Raw genomic sequence first — 14,992 nt, 5'->3', positions numbered from 1 at the left:
CGTTTTTTTATAAAACAAATACTATTTCAAAATAGTTTATACACAAAAGTCCCAAAGCATAGCCGTGTAGTTTTGCATTGGGACTTTTTTACGATTATGTAATAAAATTACTCTTCAGAGGTAGCAGACGACGGAGTACTTTCCTCCAAAATCTGCTGAGCACGTTCATAGATTGTCGTATCATCTAAAACCACAATTCCCCCACCCGGTCCCGGTTCTATATGAATACCACAACTTTTACCGTCTTTGAAATTCTGCCCGCCGAAATAGTTGCGTACAGTCTCTACGGAGATACCCAATTCATCAGCCATACGATGAATACTTCCGTCAGGCAAACTGTCTTTCAGGCGTCTTAACTCATTAAATGTAATTGTCTTTGTCATGGTGATATTTTTCTAATTAAATGATTATTTATATGGATCAATAATGTACGAACTTAAGGAATATCCGGCAGTAGAACAAATTCCTTATCCCTTAATTAACATGCTTTACGGCATTTTATACATCTCTTAATAAATTCACCAGCTGGACATTTAACAGCATGATGATCCCTACGGTAACAAGGATGGCGACCACAATCATCCGCTCGCGCCTGACAGAGTATAAAGAGGAAGCCGGGGGCACCTCTCTCCCACCCCTTCCGATGATTTTCACTCTCACACGTGAATAAATTGCATACACCAAAAAGCCAAATCCGATCCCGACAAGCGCACCGGGAATAATGTCCGAAATAAAATGAACACCCAGGTAAATACGCGTATAGGCGGTGATAAATGCCCAAATAAAAATAGTTGTCGAAAACAACGGACGATAACGGAACAATAGCGTCATAAACATCGCAAAACCAAAGGCATTGGCCGCGTGGCTCGAGATAAAGCCATATCGGCCGCCCCGATATCCGAATACCGTATCTACCTCATTCATAAAATCCGGATGATGCGTCGGACGCAGACGCATAAAGGTCGGTTTAATAAAATGAGAGGCAAACTGATCACAAAGTGTGATCACCAGGGCTATGGCAATGAGAATCAGAATCGATTCGCGCCAGTCTTTCTTATACACCAAGAGGAAAATAATGACAACTGCCAATGGCAACCAAACAATTTTCCCTGAATAGAGCCACATAAAGTGATCCCAAAAGGTGGAATTACTACCGTTAAGCGCTAAGAATAGTTCGCGTTCGTAGTCTAGAATTTTTTCGAGCATTAGATGTAAGGTGGTGTTTGAGGGTAAATTAAATGATTTCTATATCTTTTTTCTGTATCCATCCTACACTTCCACTCTCCAGCTCAATTTCATTCCACTCGCCTATCTCACTTTTAACAGATACTTTCGTTCCTTCATGCAATATAAAAAGATCCGTTCCGCTTGCGGATGGGGAGCTTTTAGCCGTTACCGTCGGGGTAAACACTATCGCATGGGTGCGGTTGATCAATTCATTCTTCTGATTCCGTGCAAAGATATTACACACAACAACCAATACCAGGAAAACACATCCCAGGTAAAAGCCTACCTTTTTCATGCGTATCCAACGGGAGAAGAAGAAAAACAACAAGCACACAATGAAAACCAAGAAACAGACCACACCCAGTTTGGCCCATGAATCCGACGAACCCATATCCTGTATACTGAGGAACCATTTCTTCAGGAAGAACTCCCCGACCGGTTCTATCTGATCGACAGCACGGAGTTTGGCCATTTGCAGGTTGAAACGGATATCGCTATCACCCGGATCAAGCAATAAGGCTCTCTCGTAATTAAGGATAGCCGGCGCTACAAGCCCTGCCTTATAATAGGCATTTCCCAGATTATAAAGGATTTGGGATGATTGTCCCTGTTCCGCTAATATGGATTCGTATTTCTCAATCGCTAAAGCATAATCCTCCTGTGCATAGGCGGCTTCAGCCTCTTTAATGGCAGTTTCCTGCGCGAATAGGGAAAACACCAGACATTGTGTCAGCACAAAAAGAATGGTTTTCCGCATGAATATATATCGAGCCATTTTCATTACTTTTTAATTGTATTTTCCATTTTACCAATCGCATCTACCGTCTGTCCATAGATCTTGTCCATAGCATCCGGTGCCTGAGAAGGTGCATAACGCGCAAACTCACAATCGTTAAGAATAGCCATAAACTCACTGATAAGCTCATCCCCTACTCCATATTTCGACAACTCATTGGCCACATTATCTTTCGTTAGATCCGACTGAGGAATACTCAATTTATCACTCAAATATCCCCACAACGCACGAAGCACCTCTTCGTAGAACGCTTCTTTCTTATTCTCTTTCAACAGCTTACCAGCATTCTTCAAACGTTTCACAGCCATTCGGTTGGCTCTTTTCGTACGTTTCAATGCGATATTGGCATTTTCTTTCATCTGCTTCCGGTAGATAAAGAAGAAGACGATGAAAAGCAATGCAGGAACAATATAAGAAAGATAAAACAACATCGAGCCATAAAACAGGTCTTCCTGCGACTCAAAGTGAATACCTTTCACCTTCAGATAACGTATATCCTGCCCCAGGAAGCGAACGCTCTCCCGGTTGTTAAAGTTCGTTACGGCAGGGCTATTTTCGCCCTCTTCGCCCCGTTCCACCTTCAACGTATAAGATTCGGACGTAAGCGTTTTGTAGGTCGCCGATTTCGGATCAAAATAGGAGAAACGGATCGCCGGTATTTCAAACTCCCCACCAAAACGAGGTATAGCCATGTATTCAATCGTCTTTGAACCGGATACACCACCCGCCGACACCCGTGTGTCAACAGATATTTTCGGATCATATATATCAAAATCATTGGGGAATTTTACTTCCGGATTCTTCATCAGGCGAATATTTCCCGTTCCGCTGATCTTAGTCGTGATGGTAACAGCTTCGTTTGCTTTCAGATCAGTGGCATTGATATTGGTATTCATCGTGAAGTTACCCACAGCGCCGGAGAAGTCGGCCGGTTTTCCACTGGGCAAAGGCTTGACATCGATCGTCATCGACGGGGTTGTCAAGGTCTTATTAACCGTTCGGACCTGCGGAGCAAAGAAATCATCAAAAATACTTTGGCTTCTTTGTTGGACAGGAACACGAATAGCCGCTTCAAAACTTCCTTTTTCAATCGTTATCTTACCGGTTTGTTGCGGGAAGAGGATCCACTGTCGCAATACCACCGTTTGATAATTCCTACCATTATATTGTTCCAGAACGGCACTTTGTTCAGACAACTCAATTTCCTGTTTATGGAATCCTGCAAATTCCGGGAATTTATAGTTTGTAATACTCGGTGTCCGTGTAAAATAAAGTTTGAATGTTACCAAAAATCCCTCCTGCTCATACACATTCGTCCGCGAAACAATCATCCGCATAAAGATATCACTATCGGATATGCCCGAGCCTGCCGAAGCAGCGGAAGCGGCACCTTGCTGCCCACCCTGTTGCGCGGCATCATTTGTTTTATCCGGCGGTAATACTTTAATAGACAATTCATTGGAGGTATACGTCGAATTGGCTACTTTAATGGTTGCGGCAGGGATCTTAAAGGTTCCCTCCTCTTTAGCCATTAGGATATAGGTATAACTGACATTCAACTCACTGGTTCGCTTTCCATTGACAATAGAGGTGCTCTGGGAAGTCATCTGCGAAGGTCCCATCAACACATCAAAATCTGCCGGATGCTGCACCCGCAGGTCTTTTGCTTCGGTATTGATCGTATAGGTGACTTTGAATTGCGCTCCTGCCACTACGGCCTCCGGTGCGAGGGCTTTAAATTCTACCTGCGCAAACAAGGACACACCGGACACGACAAATAATATAAATAAGAGAATTATATTCCTTCGTATATATTTCATATGCTTGTATCTCATTTTGCTACAAAGTTACCATTCTTTTTCCGTTTTGCGACGCTGCTGTTGTTGCTGCTGTGCTTTTTTCACCTTCTCCTGCGTATCTTTTTCATCTTGCAGGAAGGCATCCAGAATTTGCTGCGCGTTATCCTGGCTCATTTGCTCATTGGGCTTTTGTTCTTCCTGGGTCTTATCCTCTTTCTGATCATCCTGATTTTGTTGCTGTTGCTGCTGATCCTGGTTCTGATCCTGATTTTGTTCTTGTTCTTCCTCCTTGTCGTCCTGATCCTGGTCTTCGTTCTGCTGGTCTTCAAGCAGTTTTTGTGCTAAAGCCAGGTTATAACGCGTCTCTTCATCATCGGGATTCAGGCGCAGCGATTGTTTATACAACTCAATGCTTTTGGCATAATCTTTTTCTTTCATGCCGATATTACCCATATTATGAAACACCTCTGCCGCACGCTCCTGTCCACCTTTGGTATCGATCAACTGTTGCGCCTGTCCGGCAAGCATTTCATATTGCTTGGCTGCCTCCTCATATTTCTCCTGTTTGTAAAGCACATTTCCCAGGTTATAATTCCCCTCCAATGAACGGGGATTCACATCCATACTCTTCCGATAAGCTATTTCCGCTTCATTCAGTTGCTCTTTCGCAAAAAGCTTATTTCCTGCCCGTACGCTCTTCCGCTCTTCTTTCTGAGCAAACAATACCCCATGGCAGAGAAACAGGGCAACTATCAACCATCCTATCTTTTTCATCTGTTTCATCTTTCTACTTATGAAAATAGTCTGACTTTTCTGAACACCCGGTTTTTCCGGTCTAACGTCAGTAATTCAACAATTAAAAGAAACAATACAATCCATGCCAGCAGTTGGAACTGTTCGTTATACTCCGAATAGACCTTACTGTCAAGTTCTGCTTTATTCATCTTTTCAATTTCATTCTGAACCGCTTTCAGAGCCGAATTCGTATTATCCGCCCTGACATACATACCGCTTCCTGCGGCGGCTATCTCCTGACACATTTGTTCGTTCAATTTCGTAACGACTACCGTTCCCTCTTTGTCTTTCAGGAAATTATTTCCTCCGACCGGAATGGGAACACCCTGAGGAGAACCAATCCCTACGATATTGATATGGATCCCTTTTTCCGCCGCTTTCTTAGCCGCGCCGATGGCATCATCTTCGTGATTCTCCCCGTCCGTAATCAACAGAATAGTCTTATCGGATGCCTCATTCGGTGTAAAGGATCGCAAAGCCAGATTGATAGCGGCGCCGATTGCCGTTCCCTGGCTCGACACCATGGAGGGATTAATCGAAGAAAGGAACATCTTTGCGGAGGCATAGTCGGACGTAATCGGCAACTGCGTAAAGGCATCGCCGGCAAAAACAATCAGTCCCACTTTATCATTCGTAAACCCATCTGTCAACCGTGAAAGCATCTGCTTGGCTTTCTCCAGACGGTTGGGGGCGACATCTTCTGCCAACATCGAATTGGAGACGTCCAGACACACCATGATCTCTACGCCCTGGCGTTTTACAGTTTCAAGCTTGGAACCAAACTGTGGGCCGGATATCACAAAAATCATCACCGCTATCGCGCTAAACAACAGCCAGAATTTCAGATGTTGTCTTTTAGGCGACACCTCCGGCATCAACTCCGACAACAAGGCGGGGTTCCCGTATCGCTTAATAGCTTTCTTCTTCGATGTCATCGAATAGATATAAAACCCTATCAGTACGGGAAGTATAAATAGTAAGTAAAGATAATCCGGATTAGCAAAACGAAACATAAGCCTTTTCTTTTATGGAATATTTCTCAACAATGTATTTCTCAACAATATTTCTATCAGCAGCAGCGCAAAGACAAGCAAAGCCCAGAACTTATACTCTTCCTGTTTTTTGCTGAATTGCTGTACGCTGATCTTCGTTTTCTCCAACTGGTCGATTTCCGCGTAGATCTGTTTCAAGCTGGAATTATCCGTCGCACGGAAATACTGCCCACCCGTTGTTGCGGCAATCTGCTTCAGCGCAGGTTCATCGATCTGCACCTCAATATTGTGGTATTGCACACCAAAAGCCGTTTGAAAAGGATGGGGTGCCATGCCTTGTGTGCCGACCCCGATGGTATAAACCCTCACCCCGAACGTACGGGCTATTTCAGCCGCTGTCACCGGAGCAATTTCTCCCTGGTTATTCACCCCGTCGGTCAACAGAATGATCACTTTAGAAATCGCATCACTGTCTTTTATACGACTAACAGCATTGGCCAATCCCAAGCCAATAGCTGTACCATCGTTAATCAGACCGGTTTGAACATCTTTAAATAGATTCAACAACACCGTATGGTCAGTCGTGAGCGGACATTGCGTAAAGCTTTCTGCCGCAAACACCACCAAACCGATATTATCTGTCGGCCGGCCGTTGATAAAGGAGGCCGCTACATCTTTGGCTGCTTCCAGACGGTTCGGCTTCAAGTCTTCTGCCAGCATACTGGTCGATACGTCCAACGCCAGCATAATATCGATCCCTTCCGTCGAGGTGTTCTCCCAGCGGTTGGTCGATTGCGGACGTGCCAACACGATGATCAATAAAGCGATTGCCACCATACGAAGAACAAAAGGTAGATGTCTTAGGTAGACTTTCCAGGAGGCCGTTTTAGGCAAGTCAAAAGCTTCCGAAGAAGAGACCTGCAAACTGGCCTGGCTGTTACGCAATTTATAGATGTACCATCCGATCAACGGAATCAATAGCAATAATAAATAGAGATATGTAGGATTTGCAAATACCATGGTTAATCTACTTTAGAATTGTTTGTTCCTTCCATTTCATCATCTCCCTCTTCCGGTTTCTCTCCTTCGCCCGGTTTAGGCACCTCCTCGATCTTTGTCTGATTCACAAACAGGTAGGCATTGACCATGCTCAGATCATTCTCATCCGGTAGCGGGTGCATTTTGGCAAATTTCACCAGGTCAGCCAAACGAAGTATCTGCGCCAGGTTGTCCTGAGCCGCTTTATATTCGGTTTCATAGCGCATCACATCCAGGATCTCACTGGAGGTCATCTCCATCGCATTGGTGCCGAAACGCTCTTCTATGTAGCGACGGAGCGTATCCGTAAGCTGCGTATAGTATTCTTTGTGACGTCCCTGTTGCCATAGTTTCAATTTCTTAAGCTCATTCAATTCCTTCACGGCCTGTTCATGAGGAGGCAATTGCGGTTCTGTTCGTACCGGCATAAGCGGTTGCTGGTTTCGTTTGCGCTGAATGATATAGCCGACAACGCAAATCAGGAAGATCAGCAACAGCACTCCCATCACCAACATCCTGTCAGGCAGATAGTCGGCCAACACAAAAGGAGGCTTCCACACATCCTTGATATCATGGAAATTCTCCGGATTCTCTATATCCACAGGCACAGTCGACACTTTCAGAGCCACCTGTTGGGAAGAGATCGTATCGGTCGCATCAATCACCTGAATAGGCGGCAACAGATAAAGTAAAGAATCAAAAGAGGTAATAAGAATATCCTGTTTGATAACCAAGCGGTTATTCTCTATAATCGCTGAATCGGGTTGAGAATAAGCAAGCACTTCTACCCCCCGCATCAACGTGTCAACCGGAAGCATAATCTGTACCGGCCGATCAGGATCCGACGTAACAGTCAGACTCAACACCGCCTGCTGCCCAATCAGGATCTCTGAAGGCTGCAACGACACATCGATCAATGTCCGTTGCGCAAACAGATTCAGCCCGGAAACAAGAAATAAAAGAAACAATATACTTTTACTAATACATTTCATTGTTTGCTTAATTACGTTTGTTAAAAAGAGCGATCAACGCTTTCACGTAGTCATCTTCTGTCCGGACAGAAACGGCGTCTACCCGGCTCTTTTTAAAGGAATCATTCATCACGTTTTGTCGGCGATTCCACCATTCCTGATATCCTTCACGCACTTTAGAGGAAGAGGTATCGATCCAACGTTCTTTACCGGTTTCCGCATCTTTGATCTTCATCAAACCAACGGAAGGAAGCTCCGCTTCCCGCCGGTCGTACACCTGGATAGCCACCACATCGTGCTTACGGTTTGCGATAGTCAACGCATCCTTAAAGTTTCCTTTGTCGATAAAGTCAGAGATCAGGAAAGTGGTACACCGCTTCTTGATCGCATTCGTCAGATACTTTAACACAAGACTGATATCTGTCTGTGTATCTTCCGGTTGAAAATCGATCAGTTCGCGGATAATATACAGGATATGCTTCTTCCCTTTCTGGGGAGGAATAAACTTTTCAATCTTATCAGAGAAGAAGATCACCCCGATCTTATCATTATTCTGAATAGCAGAGAAGGCCAGCGTAGCAGCTATTTCTGTGATAATCTCTTTCTTCATCACATCAACCGAGCCGAACTCACGGCTTCCGGAGACATCGATCAATAGCATAACCGTCAACTCCCGCTCTTCTTCAAAAACCTTGATATAGGGACGGGCATAACGTGCCGTCACATTCCAGTCAATGTCACGCACATCATCGCCAAACTGGTATTCACGCACTTCGCTAAAGGCCATCCCCCTACCCTTAAAGGCAGAATGGTATTGCCCGGCAAAGATATTCCGCGAAAGTCCCCGGGTCTTTATCTCTATCTGACGTACTTTTTTTAATAGTTCACTTGTCTCCATTTTATCAATTGAGAGTTGAAAGTTGAAAATTGAAAATCGAAGATCGTATAGCTAAGCTAATGCCATTTTCAATTTTCAACTTTCAATTTTCCATTTACTTAAGGTACTTCTACTTTGTTCAGAATCTCGCTGATAACCTCTTCTGAGGTAAGATTATTGGCTTCCGCTTCGTAGCTAAGACCAATACGATGGCGCAACACATCATGACACACAGCGCGTATATCTTCCGGAATCACATAGCCTCTGCGCTTGATAAAGGCGTATGCCCGAGCTGCCAATGCCAGATTGATCGACGCACGCGGAGAGGCTCCGAACGATATCATATTGGCCAGGTTCGCCATGCCATACTCTTGCGGGAAACGGGTAGCAAACACAATATCGACAATATAACGTTCGATCTTCTCATCCAGATAGACTTCGCGCACCACTTCGCGCGCTTCCAATATCTCTTGTTTCGACAATACCGGTTTGATTTCCGGATACTTGCCCGATATATTCTGACGGATAATAAGCTTTTCTTCCTCTTTCTTCGGATAGTTGATCACCACCTTCAGCATGAAACGGTCAACCTGTGCTTCCGGAAGCGGATAGGTACCCTCCTGCTCGATCGGGTTCTGGGTAGCCATCACCAAAAAGGGCTTAGGCAATGTATAGGTATGCTCGCTGATCGTCACCTGGCGTTCCTGCATCGCTTCCAACAAAGCACTCTGTACTTTCGCCGGCGCACGGTTTATTTCATCCGCCAATACAAAGTTCGCAAAAACAGGACCCTGCTTGACCATAAACTCTTCATTCTTCTGGCTATAGATCATGGTACCGATTACGTCGGCAGGAAGCAGGTCGGGCGTAAACTGAATACGGCTATACTTCGCGTCAATCAATGAAGCCAGTGTTTTAATAGCCAACGTCTTTGCCAATCCGGGAACCCCTTCCAGCAAGATATGTCCATCCGAAAGCAAACCTATCAACAATGATTCTACCAAATGTTTCTGACCAACGATCACCTGGTCCATTCCTACTGTAATCAAATTCACAAACGAACTCTTCTTTTCTATTCGTTCATTCAACTCTCGAATATCGACTGTTTGACTCATAAATAAATAGTTATTGTGTTATATTTTTTTCCTTGTGTTTACTCTGTCCGCTTTTTAGTTGCACAAAATTAGAAATGTTAAAGACGCATAAGGAACTTTTGCCGTTAAATTATTATAACTAACGTGCGTAGTTTATTTAAATTATAAAACGTATAAACGTTTTTAATTTCCGCCTCCAACAATTTCTGCCTGGATCGCCGCCGCCTTTTCAATAGCTTCCCGGCTTCGTGTTATTTCATAAAGATCCGGCCGTGGTACTTTTATCTCTGTCCCTATCGGGATATTATTCGGATTGGTGACATGATCTTTGTTATAATCATACAGATAGACCCAGAAGAACTTATGCCCGTAATGCTCCAGCGCTATCATGGTCAGTGTTAGCCCCGGCTCAATGATCACACGGGCAATCACCTCCTCTTCCTGCTTTTCCTCCATAGGGGTAACTTCCTCATTCTCTTCCGCATCAATAACCTCTTCCGTTGGTTTGTTTTCTTCTGCTGTTTCTGTCGGCACAAGCTCCGACTGAGGGGCAACAGAGGCTACCGGCAACGGTTCCTGCACGGATGATGACAAAAAGAAATGATAAACAAAGACTCCCGCAAGAACCAAAAATAGCAACACAATGCATAGAGTCCAATCCCCCCCCTTTTTTCGAGGCTTTTCTGATTCTACTACTACTGTTTTCTGAGGCATTTCAACCTCTATAGGTTCAGGTTCTTCTGTTTCTTCTGTTCCTTCTATTATCTCAACTTCCTCTGACGCGACTATTTCAGTTTCTTCCGGTTCCTCTATCGCTTCCGGTTCCTCAGGGATTTCCGGTTCTGATACCTCTTCTATTATCGGTTCAGCCTCTTCCGCTTCCTCCGGAGCAGTCAGTTCCACTTCTTCTAATTCCTCCGCCACTTCCGCTTCCGGCTCCGGAGAGATTTCCTCCTCTTTTTTCTCTTCCGATTCAATCAAAACGGATTCATTCTCCACCTCTACGCTCTCAAAAAAGGAAAAAGGAGCATTAACCAGTTCTTTCAGTTCTTTATCCGGCGTAAAGGTCAATTTGAAATGCCCCGGAATAACAAACCGCTCCCCGGTATTGACATGCACACTCTCCCGGTCTTCCACTTCGACGAGTTTGAAAGTCCCAATCTCTTTGATTTTAACTAACCGATCTTCAAAAACACCCTGCGAGACAAGCGAAACAAATTCTTTCAGAAACTCTTCCGTTTCCTTTTTCTTCCGTCCGGTTTTCTCCGCCAACAAACCGGCCAGATCTGAGATAGATAACCGGTTATTCATTGCCTTTCAATTCTTTTAGTTTATTTTTTATGGTCTTACCCGGTTTGAAAACGGGAACCAATTTGGGAGGTACCAGGTAACGCTTTCCGGTGGCCGGGTTCACGGTGATACGCTCAGCCTTTTTCTTTACTTCAAATTGCCCAAATCCCTGGATGTAAATAGTATCGCCACCAACTAACGAGTCGCCCACCACAGCGCTCATAGCCGACATCATATCAGCCACTTCCTGTTGTGTCCATGCGAGGCGCTTCGACAATTCTACTACAAGCTCTTTGTTTTTCATGCCTTATTCTCTTGTGATGTGCAAATATTAATGATTATTTTGGAATCATCCAAATCATTCTTACACATTTCCATACAATTCAAAGGGTTGGGCATCTGTCATATATACCGGATAGAAGGTTCCGGGTATCAGTTTTTTATCTTTAGTGATCAATACTTCGGGGTCTACTTCCGGCGAATCGAACTCTGTCCGTCCGATATAGTAATCATCTTCTTCGCGGTCGACAATCGTTTTGAACACCTTCCCTACTTTCGATTCGTTTATCTCCGCCGCAATCCTTTCCTGTATGCGCATCAGATGATCCAGACGCTCTTCTTTCACCTCCTGCGGAACATCATCGGTGTAATGCTTATAGGAATAAGTCCCTACTTCATGGCTATAGGCAAAGGCGCCTAAACGCTCGAAGCGAACCTTCTGCACAAAATCAATCAGTTCTTCAAAGTCCTTCTCTGTTTCCTGCGCATGCCCGGTCATCAACGTTGTCCGCAAATGAATGCCCGGTACCTCTTCCCGAATGCGGGCAATCAGGTCGTAGGTTTCCTGGCTATTGATTTTTCGTCTCATTACCTCCAACATATGGTCGCTGATATGTTGCAAAGCGATATCCATATATTTACAGACATTGTCACGCTCACGCATCACCCGCAACAGATCGTAAGGAAACTGCGATGGATAGCCATAATGCAGGCGGATCCATTCCACACCCGGAATATCCGACAAACGTTCGACCAGCTCCGGCAAAGCCAGGCGTTTATAATTGTCTTGCCCATAATAGGTCAGGTCCTGGGCAATCAATTGAAACTCTTTCACACCCTGCGCAACCAACAAGCGCACCTCTTCTTCCAATGTTTCCATCGGACGCGACTGATAGCGCCCCGTTATCAAAGGGATAGAACAATAAGAGCAGGTACGGTTACAGCCTTCGGCTATTTTCAGGTAGGCATAGTGGTTCGGGGTGGTGATAATACGATGCGAAGCCAGCTCCTGATGGAAAGACTTCCCTAAATCCGTAATCAGCTCCTGCCAATTGAACTTTCCATAAAAACGATCCACCTCGGGCAGCTCCGTTTTCATCTCTTTCAGAAAGCGTTGCGACAGGCAACCCATAACAAACAGCTTTCCTATTTTCCCTTTTCGCTTGGCCTCACCAAGCGCCAGAATGGTATTAATGGATTCTTCCTGGGCATCGCCAATGAAGCCACAGGTATTGACAACAACTATCTCCCCGTTTATCTTATCCGCATCATGCGTCACCTGATACCCATTGGCCACAAACTGGCGCATCAATTGTTCCGAATCAACCAGGTTTTTGGAGCAGCCTAAGGTGAGGATATCTACTTTATTCTTACGCATCTGTTACTCCCCAAACAACGAATCAACAAATTCTTTCTTGCGGAACACCTGCAAATCTTCTATTCCTTCGCCTAATCCGATATATTTTACCGGGATATGGAAATGATCGGAAATACCAATCACCACGCCCCCTTTTGCCGTTCCGTCTAATTTAGTAACAGCCAATGCGTTGACCTCGGTTGCTGCCGTGAATTGTTTAGCCTGCTCAAAGGCGTTTTGCCCGGTCGATCCGTCAAGCACCAACAGAATCTCGTGCGGAGCATCCGGCATCACCTTCTTCATGACATTTTTGATTTTGGTCAATTCGTTCATCAGGTTTATCTTATTATGCAAGCGACCTGCCGTATCGATAATAACCACATCCGCCTGATTCGCCTTCGCAGAGGTCAGGGTGTCGTAGGCTACCGAAGCCGGATCCGATCCCATCTTTTGTTTCACAATGGGAACCCCTACCCTTTCGCTCCAGATCACCAACTGTTCTACAGCAGCGGCACGGAAGGTATCAGCCGCTCCCAGGTAAACGTTTTTACCGGCTTTCTTGAACTGATAAGCCAGCTTACCGATCGTTGTCGTTTTGCCCACGCCATTGACACCAACCACCATAATCACATAAGGCGATTTGTCGGCAGGCAGTTCGAAGCCATCCCCGTCCTGGGTATTGTTTTCGGTCAATAAGGCCGCTATCTCTTCCCGGAGAATGGCGGTTAGTTCGCTTGTATTGATATATTTATCTTTGGCGACGCGCTTTTCTATTCGTCCGATGATCTTCAATGTCGTATCCACGCCCACATCCGATGTGATCAGAATCTCCTCCAGATCATCCAACACATCATCGTCGACCCGGCTTTTGCCGGCCACCGCCCGTGTGATCTTCGAAAAAACATTTTCCTTGGTCTTCGACAGACCTTTATCTAACGTCTCCTTTTTATTCTTATTGAAAAAACCAAAAATTGCCATCTGTTTTACCTTAGTTTATATATAGAGTGCGAAATTACTACTTAAAACTCATAATTCATAATTCACAATTCATAATTACTCTATAGCACTCAACTCATCCGATGTTTATAGTCTTCGTACCCAAACTCACGTAGCATCACCAGCTTTTCCTCCCGGGTCCACATGGCGATCGAAGGATGCGGAATACCGTTAAACATATTGGTTTTCACGATCGTATAATGGATCATATCTTCAAAGATCAATCGATCGCCCACACATAGTGGCTTCGTAAAATACCAATCACCCATAAAGTCACCACTCAGGCAGCTATTCCCTCCGATACGGTAGACATAAGCGCCCTCTTCCTTACTTACCGCCTGTCGTATCACCGGCTGGTAGGGCATTTCCAGACAGTCGGGCATGTGGCAGGTAAAAGAGGCATCGATAATAGCCGTCCGAATACCATGATTCTCCACCACGTCCACCACGGTTGTCAACAAGAATCCGGTCTGCCAGGCAAAGGCGCTCCCCGGCTCCATAATGATCTCCAAATTGGGGTATTTCTCTTTAAAACCTTTCAACAAACGGATCAGATGTTCCACATCATATCCTTTGCGCGTCATCAGATGTCCACCTCCCATATTCAGCCACTTCACCTGCGGGAGCAATTTCCCGAAGCGCTTCTCGATTGCTTCCAATGTACGTTCCAGATCATACGAAGAGGATTCACACAACGAATGAAAATGTAATCCTTCAATTCCGGCAGGTAAACCATCTGTCAACAAATCACTTACCACACCCATCCTCGAACCGGGAGCCGTAGGGTTGTAGAGATCTGTTTCTACGACCGAGAACTCCGGATTAATGCGCAACCCACAAGACACCTTGTTTCCATCAGCTACGACCATCGGATAAAAACGATCAAACTGCGAAAGCGAATTAAAAGTAATATGGCTACTGTATTTCAGGAGATCCGGGAAATCCTGCTCAGTATAAGCCGGCGAATAGGTATGTGCCAGGCTCCCCATCTCCTCATAAGCCAACCGGGCTTCATAGATGGAACTGGCCGTGGAATAGGGAATATATTCGCGTACAACAGGAAAGGCCTTCCAGAGCGCAAAGGCCTTAAAAGCCAGGATAATATTTACACCGGCACGCTCCTTCACCTCTTTTATCAACTTGAGGTTTTCCCGCAACAGCCTTTCTTCCAACACATAACAGGGTGATGGGATCTGATCAATCAATATCATTTTGTATTTGTTTTTATGACAGATGGCAAAGATAGTGAAAGTTAAAAGCAGAGCCAAACTTGTTTAAGCATTGCTGAGACACATTCTATCTTTCTGCCATTTGCCTCTTCTGTAGCAACTTGTAATCATCTACAAACATCCCCGTCGGATCCACATACCGCATCGGGTTATTCAAACAATACGCATACGGACTCGTACTGTAATACTTCTCCGCCAGCGGATCCATGGTCAGGAAGCCGCCTAAGGCGGGATCGTAGTAACGCGCCTCGA

Annotated in this window: 16 protein-coding genes; all 16 read right to left on the bottom strand. The window is 45.0% G+C overall.

All coding sequences use genetic code 11. The features are described 5' to 3' along the window. Positions 1-107: 107 nt before the first annotated feature. A complete protein-coding gene (locus M2134_RS12390) occupies positions 108-383 on the bottom strand; it encodes a DNA-binding protein (protein ID WP_280751629.1) in 276 nt (91 codons plus the stop codon). A gap of 115 nt (positions 384-498) precedes the next feature. After that, the gene (locus M2134_RS12385; protein ID WP_280751628.1) at positions 499-1,206 is read right to left on the bottom strand and encodes a phosphatase PAP2 family protein; all 708 of its coding nucleotides are present in this window, start codon (positions 1,204-1,206) and stop codon (positions 499-501) included. A gap of 28 nt (positions 1,207-1,234) precedes the next feature. Beyond that, a complete protein-coding gene (locus tag M2134_RS12380; RefSeq protein ID WP_280751627.1) occupies positions 1,235-2,008 on the bottom strand; it encodes a tetratricopeptide repeat protein in 774 nt (257 codons plus the stop codon). Then, complete coding sequence (locus tag M2134_RS12375; protein WP_280751626.1) at positions 2,008-3,843, bottom strand: BatD family protein; 1,836 nt, start codon at positions 3,841-3,843, stop codon at positions 2,008-2,010. The genes M2134_RS12380 and M2134_RS12375 overlap by 1 nt, the downstream gene beginning before the upstream one ends. A gap of 27 nt (positions 3,844-3,870) precedes the next feature. Beyond that, positions 3,871-4,605, bottom strand: a complete 735-nt coding sequence (locus M2134_RS12370) for a tetratricopeptide repeat protein (RefSeq protein ID WP_280751625.1) — start codon at positions 4,603-4,605, stop codon at positions 3,871-3,873. Between the two features lie 8 nt (positions 4,606-4,613). After that, positions 4,614-5,630 carry a VWA domain-containing protein gene (locus tag M2134_RS12365; protein WP_280751624.1) on the bottom strand — a complete coding sequence of 339 codons (1,017 nt, stop codon included), beginning with the start codon at positions 5,628-5,630 and terminating at the stop codon, positions 4,614-4,616. A gap of 12 nt (positions 5,631-5,642) precedes the next feature. After that, the gene (locus M2134_RS12360) at positions 5,643-6,629 is read right to left on the bottom strand and encodes a VWA domain-containing protein (protein ID WP_280751623.1); all 987 of its coding nucleotides are present in this window, start codon (positions 6,627-6,629) and stop codon (positions 5,643-5,645) included. A 2-nt stretch (positions 6,630-6,631) separates the two neighbouring features. Beyond that, positions 6,632-7,639, bottom strand: coding sequence for a hypothetical protein (locus M2134_RS12355; protein WP_280751622.1), 1,008 nt, complete (start codon positions 7,637-7,639; stop codon positions 6,632-6,634). A gap of 7 nt (positions 7,640-7,646) precedes the next feature. Further along, positions 7,647-8,516: a DUF58 domain-containing protein gene (locus M2134_RS12350; RefSeq protein WP_280751621.1), complete on the bottom strand. Its 870-nt coding sequence runs from the start codon at positions 8,514-8,516 to the stop codon at positions 7,647-7,649. A gap of 98 nt (positions 8,517-8,614) precedes the next feature. Continuing rightward, a complete protein-coding gene (locus M2134_RS12345; RefSeq protein WP_280751620.1) occupies positions 8,615-9,610 on the bottom strand; it encodes a MoxR family ATPase in 996 nt (331 codons plus the stop codon). 162 nt (positions 9,611-9,772) lie between these two features. After that, on the bottom strand, positions 9,773-10,900 hold the full coding sequence (locus tag M2134_RS12340) for an HU family DNA-binding protein (protein ID WP_280751619.1): 1,128 nt from the start codon (positions 10,898-10,900) through the stop codon (positions 9,773-9,775). Further along, entirely contained in the window at positions 10,893-11,183 is a 291-nt protein-coding gene (locus tag M2134_RS12335; protein ID WP_280751618.1) for an HU family DNA-binding protein, read from the bottom strand. Before M2134_RS12335 ends, M2134_RS12340 begins: the two co-directional genes overlap by 8 nt. A gap of 60 nt (positions 11,184-11,243) precedes the next feature. After that, complete coding sequence (rimO, locus tag M2134_RS12330) at positions 11,244-12,536, bottom strand: 30S ribosomal protein S12 methylthiotransferase RimO (RefSeq protein WP_280751617.1); 1,293 nt, start codon at positions 12,534-12,536, stop codon at positions 11,244-11,246. 3 nt (positions 12,537-12,539) lie between these two features. After that, on the bottom strand, positions 12,540-13,493 hold the full coding sequence (ftsY, locus tag M2134_RS12325) for a signal recognition particle-docking protein FtsY (RefSeq protein ID WP_280751616.1): 954 nt from the start codon (positions 13,491-13,493) through the stop codon (positions 12,540-12,542). 89 nt (positions 13,494-13,582) lie between these two features. Beyond that, positions 13,583-14,722, bottom strand: coding sequence for a carboxynorspermidine decarboxylase (nspC, locus tag M2134_RS12320; RefSeq protein ID WP_280751615.1), 1,140 nt, complete (start codon positions 14,720-14,722; stop codon positions 13,583-13,585). Between the two features lie 85 nt (positions 14,723-14,807). Beyond that, positions 14,808-14,992 (bottom strand): RHS repeat-associated core domain-containing protein (locus tag M2134_RS12315; protein WP_280751614.1); only part of this gene is annotated, 185 nt, incomplete at its 5' end.

This window comes from Parabacteroides sp. PM6-13 (assembly GCF_029892605.1).
GTDB lineage: Bacteria > Bacteroidota > Bacteroidia > Bacteroidales > Tannerellaceae > QVMG01.
The sequence above is the reverse complement of the archived record's forward strand: the minus strand, read 5'-3'. Positions and strand labels throughout refer to the sequence as shown.